The organism is Mycolicibacterium vaccae NBRC 14118 = CIP 105934 (genome assembly GCF_001552715.1).
In the GTDB taxonomy this organism is placed as follows: Bacteria; Actinomycetota; Actinomycetes; order Mycobacteriales; family Mycobacteriaceae; genus Mycobacterium; species Mycobacterium vaccae.
On the sequence record NZ_BCRS01000007.1, the window covers coordinates 47,299 to 70,484 of the forward strand.

Genomic DNA, 23,186 nt, shown 5'->3' on the forward strand with positions numbered 1-23,186 from the left:
CAGACCTCGCCGGATCAGAACCCGGCGGCTCGACGACCGGATCGGCCGCCGCTGCCCCACTCACACGCTGGTTCGTGGTTTTGAGTTATTTGCTCTTCAAGAGCTGATTGGGACCGTACAAACCGATTCGCTCAAAGTCATATCGGTGAAAATCGGATCGCGATCAGATCACGGAATGATCACGACCCCGGATCGGCCATGGTCGGCGCAGGTCAGGCCGATAATCGACGCGGTCGACGATTCACACCGAACCGAAACCGAAAGTGACCCATCTCACCGTCGTTTTGTGACCTGGGCCACCGTGCAGGACTGCCGCGCAGGCCGTTGCGTGCGGCAAAACCGGTCGCGGGCCCGGCAATTGAGGTTCAGCGTGATGCCAGTTGGTGCCATGGGTTCGCTGAGCGAGGACGTACAGAAATGTCCGCAGCCGTACGAAATCCGTTGTGTCACAAAGCTTTAACAATACCTGCAGCGGTTGCCGTCGTTGCGGATGCTCGCCGCCAGGCGCGTGAACGGTCCAGCGGTCAACGGTTTTTCGACAGGTGTCGACGCGCGATCGCCCCGCGGCGGACACACCCTCCGGCGCCGGACCCCCCACTCTGGAATGAATTTGCGTCAGGTCTCCAATTCCACACCGGGCGACTTGCCGGCTGATCAGGGGCCGAAAGTGCGCGAATTGCGCTCCTTTCGGTGACCTAATCTGCGAAAATTACTGGGGCGCAGCGACATACGCAGACGAATAACACGTGCCCCCTTGCGCGAGATTCGGCTGACAGGTGTCAAGTATTACGGCCACACAATGGCCGATAGAGACGCAATTAATGGGTGTAGCCAACGCGGATTGCGCGATGCAGTTTTCGGAGGAGTTTGCTAGACCAATCGCGGCGGTTGGATCGCGGCGAGGTCGTCGGTGGTGTTGACGTTCGCGAGCGCAGGCTGCTCGGGCAGCACGATCCGCTGGGTGTCGACCGCGTTCACCAGAGCACGCATGCTGCGCTCCCCTGCGCTGAGCAGTTCGGCGACGACGGTGTGCAGCGAGGTGCGGTAGATACCTGCGAGGTAGTGGTCGCGCCCGTCCCACGGCAGCACGACCTCGGCACCCGAACGCTGGGCGGGGCCTGCGAGGGTGTCGATGACCTCGGTGGTGAGGGCGGGCATGTCCACAGCGCTGACGAAGGCGTGGGTGCGGCCGGCCTCGGCCGCCGCGCGCAGCCCTCGACCGGTGGCCAGCAGCGGCCCGACGCCGAGGATCTCGTCGCGAAGCACGATCGCGTCCAGGCTGGGTAACGCCTGACCCGGCGCAGCGACGACGAAGACGGGGTCACACCGCAGGCGGACCACGGACACCACGAGTTCGACGAGCGTGAGAGGGCCCGAGGGGCCGTCGACGGGCAGCGTGGCCTTGTCACGGCCCATCCGCCGTGACGCGCCACCGGCGAGGACAACGGCGGCAAGCGACAGCGAGGACGTCACCCCGGTGACGTTAGCGCAGCTACCTACGCCGAGTCAGGCAGTCGAGCCAGTCGACTCAGTCGACGGTCCAGGTGTCCTTGCCGCGCAGCAACGACTGCAGGGCTGCGGTGTCGTGAGCCTTGGCCTCTTGTGCGGCGGCCAGCTGGGCGCGGGCGGCATCGTCGTAGGTCGGCTTGCTGACCTGGCGGAAAATGCCCATCACCATGTGGTCGAGGTTCTGCTCGCTCAACCGCGACAACGCGAACGCGTACGCCGGATCGTCGATGGTGGCGTCGTGCACCACGATCTGATCGGCGGACACGTCGGCGGTCTTGGCGATCTCCAGGCCGAACCCGGACTTGACCACGGCGTACTCGCCGTCGGCGCCGAAGGTGATCGGCTCACCGTGGGTGATGTTGATCAGCCGGTCCTCGGCGCCTTCTTTACGCAGCGCGTCGAACGAGCCGTCGTTGAAGATCGGGCAGTCCTGCATGATCTCCACCAGCGCGGCACCGCGGTGCTGTGCGGCCCCGCGCAACACCTCGGTCAGGCCCTTGCGGTCGGAGTCCAGCGCACGCCCGACGAAGGTCGCCTCGGCGCCCAGCGCCAGGGAGACCGGGTTGAACGGGTAGTCCAGCGAGCCCATCGGGGTCGACTTGGTGACCTTGCCGGTCTCCGACGTCGGCGAGTACTGCCCCTTGGTGAGACCGTAGATCCGGTTGTTGAACAGCAGGATCGTGATGTTGATGTTGCGGCGCAGCGCGTGGATCAGGTGGTTGCCGCCGATCGACAGCGCGTCGCCGTCACCGGTGACAACCCACACCGACAGGTCTTCGCGAGCCAGCGCAAGACCGGTGGCGATGGTCGGCGCGCGACCGTGGATCGAGTGGAACCCGTAGGTCTCCAGGTAGTACGGGAACCGGCTGGAGCAGCCGATGCCGCTGACGAACGCGATGTTCTCGCGCCGCAGACCCAGCTCGGGCAGGAAGTTGCGGATGGTGTTGAGGATGACGTAGTCACCGCAGCCGGGGCACCAGCGGACCTCCTGGTCGCTGGTGAAGTCCTTGCCCTTCTGGGGCGCGTCGGCCTTGGGCACCCGGCTGGTCTTTGTCAGCCCCCCCGGTGTCAATCCGAGATCGCTACCGACAAGATCCGTCATGCGCTCACTCCCACATTCTCGACGGTGGCCGCGGCCAGCCGCGCGAACTTGGCCTTCTCAAGTTCCTTCTCGGCCAGCGTCCCATCCAGGGCCGAGTCGATGATGCCTTCGACCTCGTCGGCCAGGAACGCCATGCCTTCCACCTTGGTCACCGACTGTACGTCCACGAGGTAGCGCCCCCGCAGCAACAGCGCCAGCTGACCGAGGTTCATCTCTGGGACGACCACCTTGGGGTACTTGCGTAGCACCTCGCCGAGGTTGGCCGGGAACGGGTTGAGGTGCTGCAGTTGTGCGTGCGCGACCTTGATGCCGTTGCGGCGCGCACGCCGGCAGGCCTCACCGATCGGCCCGTAGCTGCTGCCCCATCCGAGCATCAGCAGGTCGGCATCCCCGCTGGGGTCGTCGACCTCCAGGTCAGGCACCGCGATGCCGGCGATCTTCTCGTTGCGCAGCCGGACCATCAGGTCGTGGTTCTTGGGCTCGTAGGAGATGTTGCCCGAACCGTTGGCCGACTCCAGACCGCCGATGCGGTGCGCGAGACCCGGGGTGCCCGGGACCGCGAACTGGCGGGCCAGCGTCTCGGGATCACGCGCGTACGGCTGGAACGGCTCACCTTCCTTGGCGAAGGTGTGCTCGATCGGCTCGTAGGTGGAGATGTCCGGGATTGCCCACGGCTCCGAGCCGTTGGCGATCGCGCCGTCGGACAGGATCATCACCGGCGTGTGGTAGTTGATGGCGATCCGGACAGCTTCGACGGCGATGTCGAAGCAGTCGGACGGGGACCGCGGCGCCAGCACCGCCACCGGCGATTCACCGTTGCGGCCGAACATCGCCTGCAGCAGATCGGCCTGCTCGGTCTTGGTGGGCAGACCGGTCGAGGGCCCGCCGCGCTGCACGTCGATGACGATCAGCGGCAGCTCGGTCATCACGGCCAGGCCGATGGCCTCTGATTTCAGCGAGACACCGGGCCCGGAGGTGCTGGTCACGCCGAGCGCGCCGCCATAGGACGCGCCGATGGCGGCACCGATGCCGGCGATCTCGTCCTCGGCCTGGAACGTCAGCACATTGAAGTTCTTGTGCTTGGACAGCTCGTGGAGGATGTCGGAGGCCGGCGTGATCGGGTAGGTGCCGAGCACCACCTGCAGGTCTGACAGGTGGCCGGCGGCCACGAGGCCGTAGGCCAGTGCGGTGTTGCCCGAGATCTGGCGGTACTCGCCCGTCTTGAGCTTCGCGGGCGCGACCTCGTAGGTGGTCGCGAACGCCTCGGTCGTCTCACCGAAGTTCCATCCGGCCTTGAGCGCGAGGACGTTGGCCTCGGCGACGTCGGGCTTACGGGCGAACTTCTCGCGGATGAACGCCTCGCTGTGCTCGAGCTCGCGTCCGTACATCCAGGACAGCAGCCCGAGGGCGAACATGTTCTTGGCGCGCTGGCCGTCCTTCTTGGTCGCGCCGATCTCCTCGACCGCTCCGAGCGTCAGCGTGGTCATGGGGACCGCCTGCACGACGTAGTCCGACAGTTCGTCGCTCTCCAGCGGGTTGCTGTCGTAGCCCACCTTGGCGAGGTTGCGCTTGGTGAACTCGTCGGAGTTCGCGATGATCAGGCCGCCGCGCGGCAGATCGGAGACGTTGGCCTTGAGCGCGGCGGGGTTCATCGCCACCAGCACGTCGGGGCGGTCACCGGCGGTGAGGATGTCGTAGTCGGCGATCTGGATCTGGAACGACGACACACCGGGCAGGGTGCCCTGTGGCGCACGGATCTCGGCCGGGTAGTTCGGTTGGGTGGCGAGGTCATTGCCGAACAGCGCCGCCTCAGAGGTGAAGCGGTCGCCGGTGAGCTGCATGCCGTCGCCGGAGTCGCCGGCGAACCGGATGACGACCTTCTCGAGCTTCTGTCGAGGCGTTGCGGCCGCGTTGCCGTTCTCTCCCACTCGCCTGCCTTCCATGAGTTGCCCGGTGCTGCAGGGCCGCATCAGGCGAACCCCCACCGAGTCGCAGTCGACGCGACGCGCCGTCAGTGGGTGCCCACCACAGTTTGGTGTCACTGTCGGTACCGATTATTGCACTTCTCTTAGGCGTGCCTATACCAGGCAGGTCGGCCGTGTCCCGGTGACGTCGCAACGAACGCACTGTTCAACGCTTCAGCCGGAGTCACGGTGAGACAAAATTGTGGTGTTCGTCACGTCTACGAGACACCACAGGCCGGCCGGAAATTCTTAGAAAAGGTTACCGATCGGTAGCCGACAGCTAGCACCGCGGGCACGGCCCGCCCAGGCCGCGGCGACCACCCGCCGAGGGGTCGAAGGAGTGGTGTGACGCAGCACACCCACTTCGGTGCGCACACGATTGCACGGGGTGCTACTTTGACCGTTGAGCAGCAGTACGGCAGCAGCTGGGGAGGGCGTACATGCAGGCCGATCGCGTGACGCTGAAGGTGGTCGCCGAGGCCGCCGGGGTTCACCCGTCGACGGTGTCGCGAGCCCTGAGGAGAACGACCGGCAAAGGCGCCGACGACCCCAACAGCGTGCGGATCCGTGAGATCGCCAAGAGCCTCGGATACGTGCCGAATGCCAACGCCGCAAGCCTGAAGACCCACCGCTCCACCGCATTCGGGGTGATCGTGCCCCGTCTCACCGACGTCGTCCTGTCCGGTACCTACGATGCGATCGAACACACGGCCAATGCAGCCGGCTTCGACACGTTCGTGGCCAACTCGCACGACGATCCCGCCGAGCAGCTGCGCCGGATCGAACTGCTGCTCGGCCGTAACGTCGACGGCCTGATCATCGGCGACGCCCGCCTCGACAACGACAACGTGGCCGGACTCGACCGGCGCGGGGTGAAGTTCGTGCTGGTCAACCGCCGCAAGCCCGGACAACTGTCGGTGACCTGCGACGATTACCGCGGCGGCTGGCTCATCGGCGAACATCTCGCCGACCTCGGGCACCAGCGCGTGGGGATCATCACCGGCCCCCGGTGGGCGAGCACCGCCACGGACCGACTCAGCGGATGCGTGGACGCGCTGGAGAGCCGGGGCGTGGTGGTCCATCCCGACATGCGGCTCCACCAGGGCTTCGACGCCGCCGACGGAGCCGCGGGCGCCCGCACCCTGCTGACGGCCGAGCAACGTCCGACCGCGATTTTCGCCGCTAACGACGCCAGCGCGATCGGGGTGATGGGGGTTCTCCGCGACTTCGGCATGCGGGTCCGCGACGATGTGGCCGTCGTCGGCTACAACGACATCGACCTCTGCGCGTCGTTGCCCGTGCCCCTCACCACGGTGCGCAGTCCGTTCCGGGAGATGGGGACGATCGCCAGCCAGACCCTGTTGTCGCTGGTGGAGGGCCGATCCGTGTCCTCGGCGATGCTGCAGCCCCAGTTGGTCGTGCGGGAGTCCACGAGCTCCGCCCCGGCGCAGTAAGTCTTCGGCGCCGTCCTGAAATCGATTGCGCCATTTCGCTGAGAAGTGACCAGATCTCCGTTACCGTTCTCCCACACCTGAGTTGACACCACCGTCGCCCAGACCCGAAGCGGACTGAGCGCGGCACTTGGGCGTGCGTCCGTCGGCGTGTGCTCTTCAGGCGTTATCACGTTGCGCCAGAGAGCTATTGGGTTTCATGTTACGAACATGTGGCCGCGCGTTACCTCGGCGCTAAAGCCTCGGTTACCTGTTGACGTACGCGTCGACGGATGGCAACCTCACACACCAAGCACGTGCAAACGATTGCACCAACTGCAGAGGACACGGACACTTGCACCCTTCGAGGCCACACCTGGTGAAAATCGGGGCGGTTCAGCTCACTGCCGTACCCGGACGTCGGGACCTCAACCTCGCCCGAGCCGAGCGCGCAATACGGGAACTCGCGGCGCAGGGTGCGGGGCTGGTGGTGCTTCCTGAACTTTTCAGTAACGGCTACGCCTTCGAACCTGAGTTTGCCGAGCCGGTTTCCGGCACCACGGTGCAGACCTTGGTCCAGCTCGCCCGGTCGTGCCGCACCACCATCGTCACTGCGCTGCACATTCGTGACGAGGCAGGCATTTATCGCGATCGGGCGCTGATCATCGGTCCCGACGGACCGCTCGCCGAAGCCGACAAATCCTATCTGTGGGGCCAGGAAGTCGGTTCGCTGGTTCCGGGTGACTGGAAGGGTGCCATCGCCGACACGCCTGCCGGGGTGGTGGGTGTGGCGGTCTGCTACGAGGCGGGCTTTCCCGAGATGGTGCGCGATCTGGCCGTGCGCGGCGCACAGATCATCGCGGTGCCTGCGGCGTTCGGCCGACCGAGACTGCACGCATGGGAGCTGATGACCCGGTCCAGGGCCCTGGAAAACGGTTGCATCCTGGTCGCCGCCGGGCTCACCGGCGACAACGGGCGCGGCAACGAGTTCGCCGGACACAGCAGGGTCGTGGGTCCGCGCGGCGAAGTGCTGTCGGGGATCGACCGTGGGGAGGGCACCGTGCTCTGCGAGGTGGACCTCGACGACATCGAGCAGGCACGCACCGAGATCCCCTACCTGCGATCACTGGAGTTGCGCAGCACCCACGACGGCGGCGCACGGGTTCCGCGCCCGCCTATCGACCGCACCGATGCACACGAACCGACGAGGAGCTGAGGAACACCCGCATGATCGACTTTGAAGGTGTCGACCTGATCGAGCCGTTCCGCAAGGAACTGGAGCTGTGCAAGGTGAGGGCCGGCGAGCACGTCGTGATCCTCTCCGAGCCCAGCAGCCGGTCCGACTACGTCGCGGCGTCGTTCGCGGCGGCCAGATCCCTGGGTGCGCATGTGATCTCCGCGGTCGTTCCCGGCGGCTCCGCGGCACCGACACCGTCCACCCACACCGGCGCAGGACCGGGCCTGGTGTCGGTGTTGGAAGACACCGTCGCCCAGGAACTGTTGAAGAACGCCGACCTGGTTGTCGACCTCACCCGGGAGGGCTTCATCCACGCCCCTGCCCAGCAGTCGATCCTCGACTGCGGCACGCGCATCATCTTCATCTGCGACGCGCCCGAGGTGCTCATCCGCAACCTGCCGGCCGAGGGCGACAAGGCCAGGGCGCTCGCGGCCGTCGACGCGGCCCGGGCGGCCACGACAATGCTCGTCACCTCTGCGGCGGGCACGAACCTCACCGTCGACATGGCCGACTGCCATCCCGGCTTCCAGACCGGATTCGCCGACGACCCCGGACGCTGGGACCACTGGCCCTCGACCATGATGCTGTGCTGGCCGCAGATCAGCGAGGGCACCATCGTGCTCTCCCCCGGCGACATTCTGCTGCCGTTCAAGGAGTACATCCGTACCGACATCCATCTGACCGTCGTGGCCGGCCACATCGAAAAGGTCTCCGGCGCAGGGGACGCCGCCATGCTCGAGCAGTACTTCGTCGACTCGAACGACAAGTGGGCCCGCTACCTCAGCCACATGGGCTGGGGGCTGATGAAATCCGCCGACTGGTTCGCCACCGCCATGTACTCCAAGCACGAGATCATGGGGATGGACGCCCGCGCCTACGCCGGCAACTTCCTCTGGTCCACCGGCCCGCATCCCTTCCTCGGCCGGGATTCCTACGCCCACCTCGACATCGCGATGCGCGGGTGCACGATCGAGCTCGACGGCCACGCCGTCGTGGTCGACGGCCACCTGGTCGACGGCGACATCGAGGTCTCCGCGTGACCCGCGCAACGGACCACCCGACGCAGGCACTGGTCGTCGGCGCCGGTATCGGCGGCCTGAGCGCCGCCTGCACGCTGCGCGCGGCGGGGCTGCAGGTGACCGTGCTGGAGCAGGCACCGGAGCTCGGCGAGGTGGGAACCGGCCTCCAGATCGGACCGAACGCGTCACGGATCATCCTGCGGCTCGGCCTTGCCGATGCGATCAACCCGCATGTGCTGGTCACCCAGGAGTCCATCCGGCGCCGGTGGGAGGACGGCAGTCTGCTCGCCCGCACCGAACTCGGCGACTCCGCGATCGCAGACTTCGGCGCGCCCTACTGGCATCTGCACCGGGCCGACCTGCACGCCGTACTCCACCGCGCCGCCACCGACCCGGACCGCCCCGGCAGCCCCGCCACCGTGCACACCGACTCCCGGGTGACCGAGGTCGACGACTCCGATCCCGCACGCCCCGCGGTGATCACCGCCGACGGCAGGCGATTCGACGCCGACGTGGTGATCGGGGCCGACGGCATCAAGTCGTGTGTCCGCGACGCCGTCGATGCGCCCACCGAGATACTCTCCAGCGGAGACATGGCGTACCGGACGCTGATCCGGGGCGACCGCGCCGGTGCCGATCCGCGGACGGCCTGGCTGCTCGACCGGCCCGCCGCGAACTTCTGGCTCGGCCACGACCATCACCTCGTCGTCTACCCGATCCGCGATTTCACGGCGCTCAACGTCGTCGCCGTCGTGCCGGTGACACCCGAGGTCGATGCGGCCGGCCGGACCGAGGAGCCGGCCGAATCGATGCGAAGCGCCTACACCGGCTGGGACGAGACCGTCGGCGCGTTGCTCGCCAAGTCCGAGGACACTGTCATCGGCTGGGCGCTGAATTACCAGACACCCCATACCAACTGGGTGAAAGGATCGATCGCGCTGCTGGGCGACGCCTGCCACGCGATGCTCCCCTACTTCTCGCAGGGCGCCTCGCAGGCCATCGAGGACGCTGCCGTGCTGGCTGAGGAACTCGGAGGCACCGACCGGCACGCGATACCCGCGGCACTGCAGCGCTATCAGGATCGCCGCGCCGAGCACGCGGGCGTGGTGCAGAAGGGCGCGCTGGGCAACCGCGACCTGTTCCACCTGCCCGACGGGCCCGACCAACAGGCCAGGGACGAACGCTTCAAGGCCAAACATGCCGAGTCCGATGTGACCTTCGACTGGATCTACCGAGGGACCCCGTTGGCCGGAGATCCGCAACCGACCGCCGACACCCTTGCGAAAGGCCGTTCATGACAACGCAACTCGATTCATCATTGTCCGGGGGTACCGTGAACCAGGCCGCCCGCGTCGACATCGAAAACGTCAGCCTGGCGTTCGAGACCAAACGCTCGGGACGGGTGCAGGCGCTCGAAGACTTCAGTCTGACCATCGAACCCGGAACGTTCTGCTGCATCGTCGGGCCGAGCGGCTGCGGCAAGTCGACGCTGCTGAGGATCATCGACGGCCTGCAGAAGCCCGACGCCGGCCGGGTTCTGATCAACGACAAGGTCGTCGAAAAGCCCACCCTGGACGTCGGATTCGTGTTCCAGAAGTACAACCTGCTGCCTTGGCGATCGGTGCTGGCCAACGTCGAGTTCGGTCTGGAGAACCTCGGTGTGCCCAAGGACAAGCGCAGGCAGACCGCCCAGCGATGGATGAAGATCGTGGGCCTGGAAGGTTTCGAGGAGCACTACCCGGCCCAGCTGTCCGGGGGGATGCAGCAGCGGGTGGGGCTGATCCGGGCCCTCGCCATCGACCCCAAGATCCTGTTGATGGACGAGCCCTTCGGCGCCGTCGACGACCTGACCCGGATGAAGCTGCAGGAAGAGTTGCTCAACCTCTGGGAACGCGACAACAAGACCGTCGTCTTCGTCACCCACGACATCGAGGAGGCGCTCTACCTCGCCGACCGGGTCATCGTGATGAGTGCCCGGCCGGGCCGGATCAGCGAGATCTTCGACGTCGACCTTCCCCGACCGCGTAATCCGGAGATCCGCGCACTGCCCGAATTCGCCAAACTCAAGGGCGAAGTCCTCAAGTGCCTGCACATGACCGGCGCGATCGGCCAGGACGGCGAATGACCACCACCGAAGTCGCGCACGCGCCGCAACCGCCGGGCGCCGACGGTACCCGCCCCGGGCGGGAACGCAAACCGATGTCAAAGCGCCGCAAGCACTTCTGGCTGCGAGTGGTGGCCTACGGTGCACTGCTGGGCGCCTGGCAGGTGACTGCCATGATCAAGGGCCCGTTCTTCCTGCCGACCATCCCGGAAGTCTTCGCGGCGATGCCCAAGCTGTTCGAGCAGGGCTACATCACCACGCTGGGCATCAGCATCCAGCAGTTGGTCATCGGCTTCACGCTGTCGCTGGTGATCGCGATCCCGCTGGGCGCGTTGATGGGTGCCTCCAAGACCATCGACGCCGCGCTGACCCCGTTCGTCAACGCGCTGTATGTCACCAGCAAGGAGTCGCTGCTTCCGCTGTTGATCATCATCTTCGGCGCACAGTTGGGGTACCTGGTCGCGGTCGTGGTGTTCTTCGCGGTGTTCTTCCCGATCATGAACACCGCCGCGGGGGTGCGTTACGTCGAAGGCTCGCTGTCGGAGATGGCCAACGCGTTCTGCACCAACCGGTGGCGGATGTACACCCGGATCTATCTGCCCGCCGCCGCACCGTTCGTGGTGGCCGGCGTCCGGCTGGGACTCGGGATGGCGATCAAAGGGATGGTCATCGCCGAGTTGTGGATCTCCATCGGCACCGGGCATCTGTTGCGGCAGTTCGGCGCCCTGCGCGAACTCGACCTGTACTTCGCGCTCGCCATCCTGGTGATCGCTGTCGCCCTACTCGCCGACAAGATGCTGTACCTGGTCGAAACCAGGCTGATGCACGGCACGACCAAAGCGGGAGGGCTGTGATGAACCTCGACACCAAGACCGGGCGGATGGCGATCTCATGCGGTGCGGTCGCCGTGGCGCTGATCGTCTGGCAGCTCGCGGGCACCTACGGCGGCCTGTTCTGGCTGCTTCCGCCCTCCGAGATCCTGGCGGCAACCTGGCACGAGACCGTCAACGGCGCGCTGCCACAGGCGGCGGGCCAGACCCTGCTGATCGCCCTCGTCGGCGTCGTGGTCGGTTCCGCCCTCGGCGTTTTCATCGGCGCGCTGATGGGTCACTACGAGGCCTGGAACGCCGTGCTGGACCCGCTGGTCAAGATCGGCTTCGCCGCCCCTCTGGTGATGCTCGTGCCTGTCATCTCGATCTACTTCGGCATGGGCACCGGTGCCAAGATCGCCTTCACGGTCCTGTTCTGCATCTTCATCGTCATCATCAACACCGCGGCCGGCCTGCGCGAGGTACCCGACGAGGTGCTCGAGATGGCCCGCGCGTTCGAGGTCACGCCCCGGGCGATGATGTTCCGCATCCTGATCCCGTGGTCCGGGCCCTACATCCTGACCGGGATGCGGATGTCGGTGGGCCGCAGCATCCAGGGCGCGCTCATCGCCGACCTGTTCCTCCGGGCCGAAGGCATGGGCCTCTACATGATCTCCGCAGGCAGCAGCTTCCAGCTGGACAACCTGTACGCCGCCGTCCTGGTCCTGACCGTGCTGGGCGCCGCGGTGATGTCGCTCGCCAAGGCAGGCGAAGTACGGCTGCTGGCCTGGAGAGCCGCTTGAGGACCGCAGGCGAACACAGGTGTCCGCCCCCGCGCATCGAAACTCCGCTACCACCAACCAGTTAGGAAGACCATGACCGTGTCCTCGAACCGATCCCCCCGCACCAGAGCATGGGTGGTCACCACCGGTGCGGTGGCCCTGGCCACCACCCTCGTCGCCTGTTCGGGCAGCCAGCCCCAGGGCCAGTCCGACGACAGCGGCAAGCTCCGCTCGGTCAAGGTGGCCTGGAGTACCTCAGGTGATGCCTACGTGCCGCAGTCCCAGGGTCCCTGGCGATTCGGTGAGATGTTCGGGCTCGACCAGAAGAGGGACGACATCACCGAGCTGTCCTCGCACGCGACAGCGGTGCAGCTGCTGCTGTCCAATCGCGCCGAGGTCGTCACCGGTTCCTTCACCGCGTTCGTCAAGACGATCCAGGAGGGCCACAACATCCGGCTCTTCTGCCCCATCCAGGGCGTGCTGACCGACGAGGTCGTCGGCACCGGCGACGTCACCACGATCGAGCAGGTGACCGACCCGAATGTGTCGGTGGCCGTGGACAGCCCGGGCGGTCTCGTCGACCACGTCTTCAATCACGTCTTCGCCAGCAAGGGGCTCGACATCGTGGTGGCCGACCTGCCCAACGTGCAGATCCTCGAGGACGGCGGCCTGCGTCTGGCCGCGCTGGCCTCCGGCGAGGCCCAGGTCGCGGTGCTCGATCCGTTCGAACTCGCGCAGCTGCAGAAACAGCGCGACGACGTCCACACGCTCAGCGTCGTGGCCGAGGACATGGACTCGGTCGGCTTCGTGTACGCAGCGACCAAGGAGTGGCTGGACAACAACCAGGACCGCGCGGCGGCGTTCTGCGCGTCAGTGCTGGAGGCCAACGAGGTGGCCATCGACGACATCGCCGCATACACCGAGTGGTCCAACGAGGCGATGGACCCGGATCCGGCGGCCGAGACCCTTGAGGTGAACTGGTCGCGCGCCAAGGAATTCGGCGTCTGGCCGATCGACATCGAGACTCTGTCGGAGCCCACGGTGGAAACCGATCTGGCGATCGCCGTCAAGGCCGGACAGCTCAATGAGTCCGCGCTGAACCTCAAGTACGAGGACATCGTCGACATCCGGCCCGCCGAGAAGGCGATGGAACTCATCAACGCCCAACAGTGACAGGTCACGGTGGCCGGCCCCCTCGCCGGTCACCGTGACCCCCAAAATCCTGAGGAGAAGGCACCGTGGCCAACGGCCCGAAAGATTTACGACAGTTCATCGCTGCGCTCGACGCCGACGGTGACGGCGACCTGGTACGCGTCACCAAGCCAGTGAGCCCCCAGAACTTCGACTGCACGGCGATATTGGAGAAGTTGGACCGCCGCGGCTTACGCCCGATGGCCCTGTTCGAGTCCACCGAGGACGTCGAGGGAAGGCCGTGCACCATCCCCGTCGCGATGAACGTCTTCGCGACCCGGGAACGCTGCGCGAAGGCCCTCGGGTTCGACCCCAAGCAGGCGCAGATGCCGTTGTCGATGTTCTTCGCCGAGCGCAGTCGCGGCGGGATCGATCCGCTGGTGATCGACCCGGCCGACGCCCCGGTCCGAGAGGTTGTGCTGACCGGGGACGAGATCGACACGCGGAAGCTGCCGATAGTCTCGCACTCCGACGGCGACTACGGTCCTTGCCTGACGATGACCCTTGCCGTGCGCGACCCCGACTCCGGGGCCTACAACGTCGCGTTCATCAAGGCGTTCTACGACTTCGAGTCCAAGTCGCGGTTGCGGATCACCATCCACTCCACCGATTCGCTGCGCGCGCTGAAGATCTACGAGGACCGCAACGAGCCGATGCCCATCGTCGCGATCCTGGGCCACCACCCGGCGTTTTACCTCGGCAGCATGGGACTCACCCCGTACCGCAACGACGACTACCGCACCATCGGGGCGTTTCTCGACGAACCCCTGCGGGTGGTGCCGTCCCAGACCTGGGGTGAGGACTTCATGATCCCGGCCGACGCCGAGATCGTGATCGAAGGTGTGGTGCCCCCGGGGGTCAGGATGATCTGCGACCCGTTCGGCGACATCACCCGTCAATACCAGGCCCAGACACTGCGACCGGTCATGGACATCACCGCGATCACCCACCGGGCGGCGCCGATCCTGCAGGACGTGTTCGCCGGGCACCGCGATCACATGACGGTGGGCCAGATCCCGAAGGAAGGCTCGCTGTTCAACACGCTGACCGACCGGTTCGGCCCGATCATCAACGCCGTCCACATGCCTTACTCGGGCTGCGGACGGCTGGCGTGTTACATCTCGATCGACAAGTCCTCCGAAGGTCAGGCCAAAGCGGTTGCGCTGGCGGCACTGCAGGAGTCGTGGACGTTCCAGTTCGTCGTGATCGTCGACGCCAACATCGACGTCTTCAACGAGGAGGACGTCCTGTGGGCGGCGATGGTCTACACCGACCCGGACCGCGACATCGACATGATCAAGAACATCCCCACCGTGTTCACCACCGCGATGGGCTACCGCAAAGTGCTCATCGACGCGACCCGGCCGCTCGACCGGGCCATGCCGGAGCAGAACCGGGTGCCCGCCGACGCGCTGGACCGTATCCGGCTCGAAGACTATGTGGAAGGAATCTGATGGAACGGATCTTCTGGGTCAACTGCCCCACGTGTGACTGCCGATACCCGGTGGACAGCTCGCTGCGGCATCGCACCGATGTCCAGCTCGAATGCCCCTCGTGTCGAGGAAAATTCGTGGTGACGGCGGCTGCGGCCATCTCGGAATGACCGACGCCGGAACCAAGGCCGAGGTGCTCGACGTCATCCCGATCGCCACCGCGGTGATCACGTCGGGCACCGAGGCCGACCCGGCGGGTTTCACCGGAAGCGTCTGGGGCGAGCCGCGTAACCCCGGATGGCTCGCGGTGCCGGTGTCGGCGGGGTCGTCGACGCTGCCCGTGATCGTCGCGACCGGGCGGCTCGGGGTGAACGTGCTGGGTGAGCGGGCACGGCCCCTCGTGGGTGCCTTCGCCAGACGGGTCGACACGTCGGCGCGCAGGTTCGACGGTGTCGCATGGACGTTCGGCAACGGCGTTCCGGTGCTGTCCGGGGCCGTCGCCTGGTTCGCGTGCACGCTCGACTCGGTGGTCCCGTTCGGCGGTTATCAGATGATGATGTGCCGGGTCGAGCACAGTGAGATATGCAGTCAGGAGCCACCTCTGGTGTGGGTGAGCGGCCAGGGGGTCCCGGCGGGGACCGCACCGACGACGGAGACGGACCGATGAGCAGACGCAAGCGGATAGTGGTCGGGGTGACCGGGGCCAGTGGCGCCCTCTACGGTCTGCGCACCCTCGAGCTGCTGCGCGACGTCGACGACGTCGAGACCCATCTCGTGGTCTCCAAGGGGGCACGCGCGACCATCAAGTCCGAACTGGACATGACCTCGGCCGACCTGGCCGACCACGCCGACGTGTGCCACAGCGATTCCAACCTCGGAGCCAGCATCGCCAGCGGATCCTTCCACGCCGACGGCATGCTGGTCGCCCCGTGCAGCGTCAAGACAATGTCGGGGATCGCCAACAGCTACGCCGACAACCTCATCGTGCGGGCTGCGGACGTGATGCTCAAGGAACGCAGGCGCCTGGTCCTCCTGCTACGCGAAACACCCTTGCACATCGGCCATCTGCGTCTGATGACACAGGTCACCGAGGCCGGCGCCGTGGTGATGCCCCCGGTGCCCGCGCTCTATGCGCACCCGCAGAGCATCCGGGACATGGTTGACTTCACCGTCGTGCGGGCCCTCGACCTGATCGGCGTTCAGGGGCCCTCGATCACCCGTTGGTCCGGCATCGAGAACGACGCGCCGGTGATGTTGACTCAGGAAGGCAGACGAGCATGACGCTGCAATCTCTGCACGGCCAGCATTTCCTGCCCGACCGGATGGAGCCCGATGCCGCCTACAAGTTGATCTCGGCGTGCGTCCAGCCCCGCCCCATCGCGTGGGTGTCGACGATCTCACCCGGTGGGGTGCGAAACCTCGCGCCGTTCAGCTTCTTCACCGTCGCCTCCCGCACTCCGGTGTCGGTGATGTTCTCGATCGGTGAACGCCTGGGCACGATCGGCGGGATCAAGGACACGCTCGCCAACATCCGGGCCACCCGTGAGCTCGTGGTGAACATCCCCGCTGCCGGTCAGGCCGACTCGGTCGCAGGATCGTCGGCGACCGTCGATCCCGACGTCGACGAGTTCGACCTCGCCGACGTCCCCACCGTCGCATCCAGGTTGGTCCGGCCCGAATCGGTTGACGGTGCGCTGTTCAGCCTGGAATGTGTCCTTTCCCATGAGGTTCCGGTCGGCACCGATGTGGTGATCGTGGCCCGGGTGCTGGCGGTGACCTCGCGCCGCCAGCTGCTCGACGAGGCCATGCACATCGAGGAGACCGGCTTCCTGGGCCGGCTGGCCGGACCGTACTTCACCACCGAGATGAACCGCGTGCCGCAGATGCAGCCGGGCGCGCCGCGGTGAACCTGGAGGGGCTCAACGCCGGGCCCGGGGATCTGGTGCTCGGTCTGGTCCAACAGCAGATCCCGCGGGTCCGCACCAGGGCCGACGTGACCGCGGCGGCCGAGCGCACCGCATCGGCGTTGCGGGAGGCCAAGGCTTCGATGGCCTCTCTGGACCTGCTGGTCTTCCCCGAGTACGGGCTCCACGGGCTGCGCAAGGACTCGTGGTCGGACGACGCGCTGATGTGCCGCATCGACGGGCCCGAGGTCGACCTGCTCCGGGCAGCATGCGCCGAGACCGGGACGTGGGCGCTGTTCAGCGTGATGGAGAGCAACGACCGGGGGGCACCGTTCAACACCGCGCTGATCGTGGACGCCGCCGGTGAAATCGCTCTCAAGATCCGCAAACTACATCCGTGGACACCGAAAGAACCCTGGGAACCCGGCGATCTCGGTGTTCCCGTGTGCGCAGGCCCCAAGGGCTCGGTCCTCGGGGTACTGATCTGCCATGACGGGATGTTCCCCGAGATGGCGCGGGAAGCCTGCTACCGCGGGGCGAACCTGCTGTTGCGGCCCGCAGGCTACAAGTTCGGACTCCGCCAGTCCTGGCGTATCACCAACGAGGCCAACGCTTTCTGCAACCTCGCCTTCACCGCGTCGGTGTGCCTGGCCGGCGACGACGGCAACGGTTTCGCCTCGATGGGCGAAGCCATGGTCTGCGACGTCGACGGGACGATCCTGGTGCGCGGCGACGCCTCGGCCGACCGGATCGTCACCGCCGCCATCGATCCGGCCCGTTCGGACCGGGCCCGCCGCGAATGGGGCGTGGAGAACAACATCTACCAACTGGGCCATCGCGGCTTCACCGCGGTGGCCGGTGGCGCCACCGACGCCCCCTACACCTACATGCACGATCTCGCCGCGGGCCGTTACCGGCTGCCGTGGGAGGACGAGGTGCGGGTGACCGACGGCACCGGAGAAGGTTACGGACCGCCGCGGCCCCCCACCGGCACGGTCGACACGGCGCGGGCGGGTCTCAGGTCGGCGCCGCGACCGCGTCAGTGATGTGCCGGGATGTTGTAGGGCGTGACCACCTGAATCGGCACCGGCCGTACGGGTTCCTCCGGGAGCGCGCCGCGCTCCTGCAGGATCATCCGTAGCGCGAGGCGGGCGTCGGCGCGCAGATCGTTGTGCAGGACCGCCGAGATCCGGCCGTCGCGCAGCAGGCGCCGGTTGTCGGCGTCGAGGTCGTGAGCGATGAAGACCTTGCAGGGTCGCCCCACTTTGTCGAACGCCGCGACCGTGGCCACGTTGCCTCCGCCCACCGAGTACACGGCCCGCACACCCGGGTTGGCCTCCAGCGCCTCCAGGACCAGGCGTTCGTTGGTGGCGTCGATGCCGTCGCTGTCGCTGACCTCGACGATCGCGCGCCCGGATGCCCGCAGCGCCGACCGGAACCCGACCTCGCGTTCGCCCTCCCCGCGAAACACCGTGCCGCTCAGGGTGATCAGCACGTCGGACGGAGACTCACCCAGCCACTGGTGCATCAGGTAGGCGGCGGTGACGCCGGCGCCGTGATTGTCGATGCCCACGTAGCCGCACCGCGCGCTCGACGGGATGTCGGTGGTGTAGGTGACCACCGGCACGCCGGAGTCGACCAGGCGGTCGACGGCTTCGGCGACCGCGGGGTCGTCCTGCGCCTTCAGCACCACGCCGTGACTGCCGCGGATGCCGTCCAGGGCGGCCACCATCTGCGCGGTGGAACCGGACTCCCACAGGTGGAACCGGGCGCGCAGCATCGCCGGTGCGAAGGCCGGAAGCTCGGCCTCGACGGCGGCCCGGAACGCGTCGGAGAACCGCTGTGGGGTCTGCATCACCACGTCGATCAGGTAGCGCCGTCCGTTGAGCCGCAGCTGCGCCCGCTGCTTGTCGAGGTCGGCGATCGCCTGCTGTACCTCGGCCACGGTGTTCGCGCGCACTCCGGGCCGCTGGTGTAGCACGCGGTCGACGGTCGCTTCGCTCAATCCGGCCTGCTGGGCGATCTCGCGGACCTTGTAGCGGTGCGGCACGGGCGCTCCTTCCGCGGCCGATCGTGAGGTGTTTTTGATGGATTTATGCCGTTGATTGCGGTGCCGATCACAGCAAGACTAGGCGCCATGGCAGCCCCGCTCAACACCGCGACCACCCCGTGGCTGGGTGAGTCGGACTTCGACCTGGGCCGGTTCCGTCGCGAGGTCGAACGCGACACCGACGTGTCCGACTATCCGCACGCCGCCGACGTGCGGGACAACGTGCTCGTCTACTCCGCACCGGCGATGGCCCACACCGCCGACCGGCACGCTCTGCAGGCGGAGCTGATCCACGCGCTGGCAGACGGGCCCGGCGTCGTGGTATTCACCGAGGCGTTCGACACCGCGGTGGTCGATCGCGCCAGTGACGCGTTCTTCGCGCTGATCGAGGCGCAGCGCGCGGCGGGACAGTCCGCGGGCGACCACTTCGGCACGCCCGGCGCCAACGACCGGATCTGGAATGCTGCCCAGAAGCTGGCGCTGCACGATCCGCAGGTGTTCGCCGACTACTACGCCAACGACGCCCTGGCGCTCGTCTGCCAAGCCTGGCTGGGCCCGCGCTACCAGGTCACCTCGCAGGTCAATGTCGTCAATCCCGGTGGCAAAGCTCAGGTTCCGCACCGCGACTACCACCTCGGCTTCGTTCCCGAAGAGCATCTGGCCGCCTACCCGGCGCACGTGCACCGCACGTCGCCGGCCCTGACCCTGCAGGGCGCGGTGGCGCACTGCGACATGCCCGTCGAGAGCGGCCCGACCATGCTGCTGCCCCACTCCCAACGGTTCGCCGGCGGCTACCTCGCGTTCAACCGACCGGAGTTCATCGACTACTTCGCCGCGCACCACGTGCAGCTGCCCCTGCGCAAGGGCGACGCGGTGTTCTTCAACCCGGCCCTGTATCACGGTGCGGGAACGAACTCCTCCAGCGGCATCCGGCGGATCGCGAACCTCATGCAGATCAGCTCGCCGTTCGGCCGGGCGATGGAGGCGGTCGACCGCACCGCGATGGTGCGCGCCGTCTACCCCGCGCTCAGGGCCATGCAGGCTGCGGGCAGGTCCCGGCGCGACGTGGAGAACGTCGTGGTAGCCACCGCCGAGGGCTATGCGTTTCCCACCAACCTCGACAGCGACCAGCCGATCGGCAGCCTGGCACCGCCCAGCCAGGTCGACACCGTCCTGGACGCGCTGGCCCGCAACCTCACCGACGAAGAACTCGACGTCGCGCTTCACGCACAGAACGAACGGAGAATCCCATGACCACCCTCGGTCTCATCGGCCTCGGCCGCATCGGCGCCTTCCACGCCGAGACCCTGACCAACCTGCCGGAGGTGTCCGGGCTCGTGATCACCGACGAGCGTCCCGAGGTGGTCAGTGAGGTCGCCGCGAAATACGGTGCCACCCCGGCAGAGTCGGTGGACAAGCTGCTGGCCTCCGGTGTCGACGGCGTGGTGGTCGCGGCCGCCACCCCGGCGCACGCGGAGCTGACGCTCGCCGCGGTCGAGCGTGGCCTGCCGACATTCTGCGAGAAGCCGATCGCCTCCAGCGCCGCCGAAAGCGCCCGCATGGCCGAGCTCATCGTCCGCTCCGGGGTGCCGGTGCAGGTGGGCTACCAGCGCCGGTTCGACGCCGCGTTCGCGGCCGTCAAGCAGGCCGTCGACAACGGATCCCTCGGTGCGCTGACCACGGTCCGCAGCACCACGATGGACCCCGCTCCCCCGGCCATGGACTACATCAAGGGCTCCGGCGGCATCTTCCGTGACTGCGCGGTCCACGACTTCGACGTAATCCGCTGGATCACCGGGCAGAACGTCGTCGAGGTCTACGCCACCGGCAGCGTGCAGGGCGATCCGCTGTTCACCGAGTACGGCGACGTCGACACCGCGGCGGTCGTGGCCCGTTTCGACGGCGGCGCGCTGGGTGTTGTGTCCGCGGCGCGCTACAACGGGCGCGGATACGACTGCCGCTTGGAGGTCCACGGCTTCGACGACACCGTCGTGGCCGGCTGGGATCAGGGCGCGCCGGTGCGCAACGTCGACCCGGCCAACACCGGTCCTTCCGGATTCCCCTCCGGCACACCGCACCACTTCTTCATGGACCGGTTCACCGACGCCTTCCGCGCCGAGCTCGGCGCATTCGTGAATGTTGTTCGGGGCGGACCGATTCAGGGCGCCACCGTCGCCGACGCGGTCGAGGTCGCCTGGATCGCCGAGGCCGCCACCGAGTCGCTGCGCCGGGGCGTCCCGGTCAGCATCGAGTCGGTTCGAAAGGAGGCGCAGAAGTGAAGATCGCCGGTGCGCCGATTTCCTGGGGAGTGTGTGAGGTTCCCGGCTGGGGCTACCAGCTCAGCTCCGACCGCGTGCTGACCGAGATGCGTCAGGCCGGGCTGACAGCGACCGAGCTCGGGCCGGAGGGCTTCCTGCCCACCGACACCGGGGAACTCGTGGAGCTGCTCGACGGCTACGGGCTCGCGTGCGTGGGCGGATTCGTGCCGGTGGTGCTCTACCGCGACGACCACGACCCGGCCGAGGATCTCGCCGGTCCGCTGGAGTCGCTGGTCGCCGCCGGCGCCGGCGTCGTGGTGCTGGCCGCGGCCACCGGCCTGGACGGCTACGACGCCCGCCCGACCCTCGACGAGCACCAGTGGGCCACTGTGCTTTCCAACTTGGACCGGCTGGCAGGCATCGTCGCCGAGCGCGGATTGACCGCCGTGCTGCATCCGCACGTCGGCACCATGGTGGAGACCCGCGCCGAGGTGGACCGGGTGCTGTCGGGGTCCCGGATCCCGCTGTGCCTGGACACCGGCCACCTGCTGATCGGCGGGACCGATCCGTTGGCGCTGACCCGGGAAGTGCCCGAGCGGATCAGACACGCCCACCTCAAAGACGTCGACGCCGGTCTGGCCGCCAAGGTGCGCTCCGGCGAGATGACCTACACCCAGGCGGTCGCCGCGGGCATGTACGTCCCGCTGGGCGCCGGCGACGTCGACATCGCGGGGATCGTGAAAGCGTTGGAGGACAGCGGCTTCGACGGGTGGTACGTGATGGAGCAGGACAACATCCTCGATCGTGAGCCCGAGGACGAGGGCCCACTGGCGGACGTGCTCGCCAGCGTCGCCTTCCTGCAGGATGCGGCTGCCGGCGTGTCGTCGTGAGCCTGCGGATCGGAATCCTCGGTGCGTCGCGTATCGCGGCGTCGGCGATCGTCGAGCCCGCCGCCGCACTCGGGCACCGACTGGTCGCCGTCGCGGCACGGGATCCATTGCGCGCGCAGGTGTTCGCCGACAAGTACGGCGTGGAACGGGTGCTGGCCTCCTACCAGGATGTGGTGACCGACCCCGAGGTCGACGTCGTCTACAACCCGCTGGCCAACGCGTTGCACGCGCCGTGGAACCTGGCCGCGGTGGCGGCCGGGAAACCGGTCCTGACGGAGAAACCGTTCGCCCGCGACCGGACCGAAGCGGCGCGGGTCGCCGCCGCGGCCGACGCGGCGGGGGTCACGGTGATGGAGGGATTCCATTACCTGTTCCACCCGATCAACCAGCGTGCACTGGCGCTGGCCGGTGACGGCACGCTCGGTGAGCTGACCCGCGTCGAGGTCCGGATGGGCATGCCCGAACCGCAGCCCGAGGATCCACGCTGGTCACTGGACCTCGCCGGTGGCGCGTTGATGGACCTCGGCTGCTACGGGCTGCACGCCCTGCGCCGGTTCGGTACTCCGTCGGTGGTGTCGGCGACCGCGGTGCAACGCAGTCCGGGCATCGACGAGCGGTTCGACGCGGAACTCGTGTTCCCGTCCGGGGTGACCGGCCTCACGGCGAATTCGATGGTCGAGGACGAGTATTCGTTCACCCTGCGGCTGATCGGCACGCGCGGAGAAGCTTTCGTACACGACTTCGTGAAGCCCCACGGCGACGACAGATTGACCGTGCACACCGAAGAGGGCACCACCGTCGAACACCACGGCACCCGTACGACGTACACCTACCAACTCGAGGCATTCGCCGCCCACGTCCTCGACGGCGCCCCGCTTCCGCTCGACACCGCAGACGCCGTCGCGAACATGGCTCTGATCGACGAGGCCTACCGCGCCGCGGGCATGCAGCCTCGCTGACCCGACGTCAGTCCTGCTGGTCGGCGCCGGCCGTACGCCGCTCGTGCCACCGCAGCCGCAACATCAGCAGTCCGCGGTGCGCGCGCCAGCCCGCCGACATCGGGTCACGCCAAGCCGGCGCATGTGCCCGGGGTTCGCGATCACTGTCCATGACGCCATTGTGCCGCGTCGGCGTGTGGACGGCCCACCGAGACCGGTGCCGACACCATGTCGAGACCGTGAACGCTCGGTGCGGCTGCCGATGACGCCAGGAATAACCGGGCCGCACTGCCGGTTGGCCGCAGTTATGCGTGCTGTCGTCTATGCCCCCGGCGCCCCCGCAAACCTGGACTTCGGCGAGGTTCCCGAGCCCGACCCGGGCCCCGATCAGGTGGTCGTCGACGTGCACGCGTTCGCGTTGAACTTCGGCGAGATCCACTGGATCGAGCACGCCCGCAAGCCCGGTGAGGTGCCCGGCTGGGATGCCGCAGGCGTGGTGGCCCGGGCCGCCGCCGACGGCAGCGGGCCGCCCGTGGGCACCCGCGTCGTGACCTTCGACGCGGCCG

General features: G+C 67.4%; 23 protein-coding genes. 18 read left to right on the forward strand and 5 right to left on the reverse strand.

Annotated features, from left to right (window positions below; all coding sequences use genetic code 11):
- Window positions 1-870: 870 nt before the first annotated feature.
- From mobA to MVA01S_RS02720, 3 genes are read right to left on the reverse strand one after another with little or no spacing between them, the layout of a single operon-like run.
- Entirely contained in the window at window positions 871-1,473 is a 603-nt protein-coding gene (gene mobA, locus MVA01S_RS02710) for a molybdenum cofactor guanylyltransferase (RefSeq protein WP_003928410.1), read from the reverse strand.
- A 55-nt stretch (window positions 1,474-1,528) separates the two neighbouring features.
- Window positions 1,529-2,611: a 2-oxoacid:ferredoxin oxidoreductase subunit beta gene (locus tag MVA01S_RS02715; RefSeq protein ID WP_040539740.1), complete on the reverse strand. Its 1,083-nt coding sequence runs from the start codon at window positions 2,609-2,611 to the stop codon at window positions 1,529-1,531.
- Window positions 2,608-4,539 (reverse strand): 2-oxoacid:acceptor oxidoreductase subunit alpha, encoded by a 1,932-nt coding sequence (locus tag MVA01S_RS02720; protein ID WP_003928408.1) that lies wholly within the window; start codon window positions 4,537-4,539, stop codon window positions 2,608-2,610. The genes MVA01S_RS02715 and MVA01S_RS02720 overlap by 4 nt, the downstream gene beginning before the upstream one ends.
- Window positions 4,540-5,015: 476 nt before the next feature.
- Between MVA01S_RS02720 and MVA01S_RS02725 the strand changes: the two genes are divergently transcribed.
- The 13 genes from MVA01S_RS02725 (at window position 5,016) to MVA01S_RS02785 (ending at window position 17,530) form a co-directional block, all read left to right on the forward strand.
- A complete protein-coding gene (locus MVA01S_RS02725) occupies window positions 5,016-6,029 on the forward strand; it encodes a LacI family DNA-binding transcriptional regulator (RefSeq protein ID WP_003928407.1) in 1,014 nt (337 codons plus the stop codon).
- 250 nt (window positions 6,030-6,279) lie between these two features.
- Complete coding sequence (locus MVA01S_RS02730; protein WP_159426299.1) at window positions 6,280-7,221, forward strand: carbon-nitrogen hydrolase family protein; 942 nt, start codon at window positions 6,280-6,282, stop codon at window positions 7,219-7,221.
- 11 nt (window positions 7,222-7,232) lie between these two features.
- Complete coding sequence (locus MVA01S_RS02735) at window positions 7,233-8,282, forward strand: 2,5-dihydroxypyridine 5,6-dioxygenase NicX family protein (RefSeq protein ID WP_003928405.1); 1,050 nt, start codon at window positions 7,233-7,235, stop codon at window positions 8,280-8,282.
- The gene (locus tag MVA01S_RS02740; protein ID WP_003928404.1) at window positions 8,279-9,559 is read left to right on the forward strand and encodes an FAD-dependent monooxygenase; all 1,281 of its coding nucleotides are present in this window, start codon (window positions 8,279-8,281) and stop codon (window positions 9,557-9,559) included. The genes MVA01S_RS02735 and MVA01S_RS02740 overlap by 4 nt, the downstream gene beginning before the upstream one ends.
- Window positions 9,556-10,386: an ABC transporter ATP-binding protein gene (locus MVA01S_RS02745; protein ID WP_051015188.1), complete on the forward strand. Its 831-nt coding sequence runs from the start codon at window positions 9,556-9,558 to the stop codon at window positions 10,384-10,386. The genes MVA01S_RS02740 and MVA01S_RS02745 overlap by 4 nt, the downstream gene beginning before the upstream one ends.
- The gene (locus MVA01S_RS02750; protein ID WP_003928402.1) at window positions 10,383-11,219 is read left to right on the forward strand and encodes an ABC transporter permease; all 837 of its coding nucleotides are present in this window, start codon (window positions 10,383-10,385) and stop codon (window positions 11,217-11,219) included. Before MVA01S_RS02745 ends, MVA01S_RS02750 begins: the two co-directional genes overlap by 4 nt.
- Entirely contained in the window at window positions 11,219-11,977 is a 759-nt protein-coding gene (locus MVA01S_RS02755) for an ABC transporter permease (RefSeq protein WP_003928401.1), read from the forward strand. The genes MVA01S_RS02750 and MVA01S_RS02755 overlap by 1 nt, the downstream gene beginning before the upstream one ends.
- A 72-nt stretch (window positions 11,978-12,049) precedes the next feature.
- A complete protein-coding gene (locus tag MVA01S_RS02760; protein ID WP_003928400.1) occupies window positions 12,050-13,129 on the forward strand; it encodes an ABC transporter substrate-binding protein in 1,080 nt (359 codons plus the stop codon).
- A gap of 65 nt (window positions 13,130-13,194) precedes the next feature.
- Window positions 13,195-14,601, forward strand: a complete 1,407-nt coding sequence (locus MVA01S_RS02765) for a UbiD family decarboxylase (protein ID WP_003928399.1) — start codon at window positions 13,195-13,197, stop codon at window positions 14,599-14,601.
- 145 nt (window positions 14,602-14,746) lie between these two features.
- Window positions 14,747-15,247 (forward strand): flavin reductase family protein, encoded by a 501-nt coding sequence (locus MVA01S_RS02770; protein ID WP_003928398.1) that lies wholly within the window; start codon window positions 14,747-14,749, stop codon window positions 15,245-15,247.
- Entirely contained in the window at window positions 15,244-15,861 is a 618-nt protein-coding gene (locus tag MVA01S_RS02775; RefSeq protein ID WP_040539731.1) for a UbiX family flavin prenyltransferase, read from the forward strand. Before MVA01S_RS02770 ends, MVA01S_RS02775 begins: the two co-directional genes overlap by 4 nt.
- A complete protein-coding gene (locus tag MVA01S_RS02780; protein ID WP_003928396.1) occupies window positions 15,858-16,487 on the forward strand; it encodes a flavin reductase family protein in 630 nt (209 codons plus the stop codon). The genes MVA01S_RS02775 and MVA01S_RS02780 overlap by 4 nt, the downstream gene beginning before the upstream one ends.
- Window positions 16,484-17,530: a formamidase gene (locus MVA01S_RS02785; protein ID WP_003928395.1), complete on the forward strand. Its 1,047-nt coding sequence runs from the start codon at window positions 16,484-16,486 to the stop codon at window positions 17,528-17,530. The genes MVA01S_RS02780 and MVA01S_RS02785 overlap by 4 nt, the downstream gene beginning before the upstream one ends.
- Here MVA01S_RS02785 and MVA01S_RS02790 read toward each other — a convergent pair.
- On the reverse strand, window positions 17,524-18,534 hold the full coding sequence (locus MVA01S_RS02790) for a LacI family DNA-binding transcriptional regulator (protein WP_003928394.1): 1,011 nt from the start codon (window positions 18,532-18,534) through the stop codon (window positions 17,524-17,526). The genes MVA01S_RS02785 and MVA01S_RS02790 overlap by 7 nt on opposite strands.
- An 87-nt stretch (window positions 18,535-18,621) precedes the next feature.
- On the opposite strand from MVA01S_RS02790, the gene MVA01S_RS02795 reads away from it, so the two are divergent.
- Genes MVA01S_RS02795 through MVA01S_RS02810 form a run of 4 tightly spaced genes read left to right on the forward strand, consistent with a single transcriptional unit; the run spans window position 18,622 to window position 22,641 of the window.
- Window positions 18,622-19,788 (forward strand): phytanoyl-CoA dioxygenase family protein, encoded by a 1,167-nt coding sequence (locus tag MVA01S_RS02795; RefSeq protein WP_003928393.1) that lies wholly within the window; start codon window positions 18,622-18,624, stop codon window positions 19,786-19,788.
- Complete coding sequence (locus tag MVA01S_RS02800) at window positions 19,785-20,813, forward strand: Gfo/Idh/MocA family protein (protein ID WP_003928392.1); 1,029 nt, start codon at window positions 19,785-19,787, stop codon at window positions 20,811-20,813. Before MVA01S_RS02795 ends, MVA01S_RS02800 begins: the two co-directional genes overlap by 4 nt.
- Window positions 20,810-21,682, forward strand: a complete 873-nt coding sequence (locus MVA01S_RS02805; RefSeq protein ID WP_003928391.1) for a sugar phosphate isomerase/epimerase family protein — start codon at window positions 20,810-20,812, stop codon at window positions 21,680-21,682. Before MVA01S_RS02800 ends, MVA01S_RS02805 begins: the two co-directional genes overlap by 4 nt.
- The gene (locus MVA01S_RS02810; RefSeq protein WP_003928390.1) at window positions 21,679-22,641 is read left to right on the forward strand and encodes a Gfo/Idh/MocA family protein; all 963 of its coding nucleotides are present in this window, start codon (window positions 21,679-21,681) and stop codon (window positions 22,639-22,641) included. Before MVA01S_RS02805 ends, MVA01S_RS02810 begins: the two co-directional genes overlap by 4 nt.
- Before the next feature lie 7 nt (window positions 22,642-22,648).
- Here MVA01S_RS02810 and MVA01S_RS31210 read toward each other — a convergent pair whose 3' ends face one another.
- Window positions 22,649-22,792 (reverse strand): hypothetical protein, encoded by a 144-nt coding sequence (locus MVA01S_RS31210; protein WP_157895625.1) that lies wholly within the window; start codon window positions 22,790-22,792, stop codon window positions 22,649-22,651.
- A 135-nt stretch (window positions 22,793-22,927) separates the two neighbouring features.
- On the opposite strand from MVA01S_RS31210, the gene MVA01S_RS02815 reads away from it, so the two are divergent.
- On the forward strand, window positions 22,928-23,186 hold a 259-nt coding region (locus tag MVA01S_RS02815; protein ID WP_435405972.1), incomplete at its 3' end, for an alcohol dehydrogenase catalytic domain-containing protein.

Coding starts and splice junctions, on each gene's coding strand:
- MVA01S_RS02715 (WP_040539740.1), bottom strand. CDS start 2,611: ATGACGGATCTTGTCGGTAGCGATCTCGGATTGACACCGGGGGGGCTG.
- MVA01S_RS02725 (WP_003928407.1), top strand. CDS start 5,016: ATGCAGGCCGATCGCGTGACGCTGAAGGTGGTCGCCGAGGCCGCCGGG.
- MVA01S_RS02735 (WP_003928405.1), top strand. CDS start 7,233: ATGATCGACTTTGAAGGTGTCGACCTGATCGAGCCGTTCCGCAAGGAA.
- MVA01S_RS02745 (WP_051015188.1), top strand. CDS start 9,556: ATGACAACGCAACTCGATTCATCATTGTCCGGGGGTACCGTGAACCAG.
- MVA01S_RS02750 (WP_003928402.1), top strand. CDS start 10,383: ATGACCACCACCGAAGTCGCGCACGCGCCGCAACCGCCGGGCGCCGAC.
- MVA01S_RS02755 (WP_003928401.1), top strand. CDS start 11,219: ATGAACCTCGACACCAAGACCGGGCGGATGGCGATCTCATGCGGTGCG.
- MVA01S_RS02760 (WP_003928400.1), top strand. CDS start 12,050: ATGACCGTGTCCTCGAACCGATCCCCCCGCACCAGAGCATGGGTGGTC.
- MVA01S_RS02770 (WP_003928398.1), top strand. CDS start 14,747: ATGACCGACGCCGGAACCAAGGCCGAGGTGCTCGACGTCATCCCGATC.
- MVA01S_RS02775 (WP_040539731.1), top strand. CDS start 15,244: ATGAGCAGACGCAAGCGGATAGTGGTCGGGGTGACCGGGGCCAGTGGC.
- MVA01S_RS02780 (WP_003928396.1), top strand. CDS start 15,858: ATGACGCTGCAATCTCTGCACGGCCAGCATTTCCTGCCCGACCGGATG.
- MVA01S_RS02795 (WP_003928393.1), top strand. CDS start 18,622: ATGGCAGCCCCGCTCAACACCGCGACCACCCCGTGGCTGGGTGAGTCG.
- MVA01S_RS02800 (WP_003928392.1), top strand. CDS start 19,785: ATGACCACCCTCGGTCTCATCGGCCTCGGCCGCATCGGCGCCTTCCAC.
- MVA01S_RS31210 (WP_157895625.1), bottom strand. CDS start 22,792: ATGGACAGTGATCGCGAACCCCGGGCACATGCGCCGGCTTGGCGTGAC.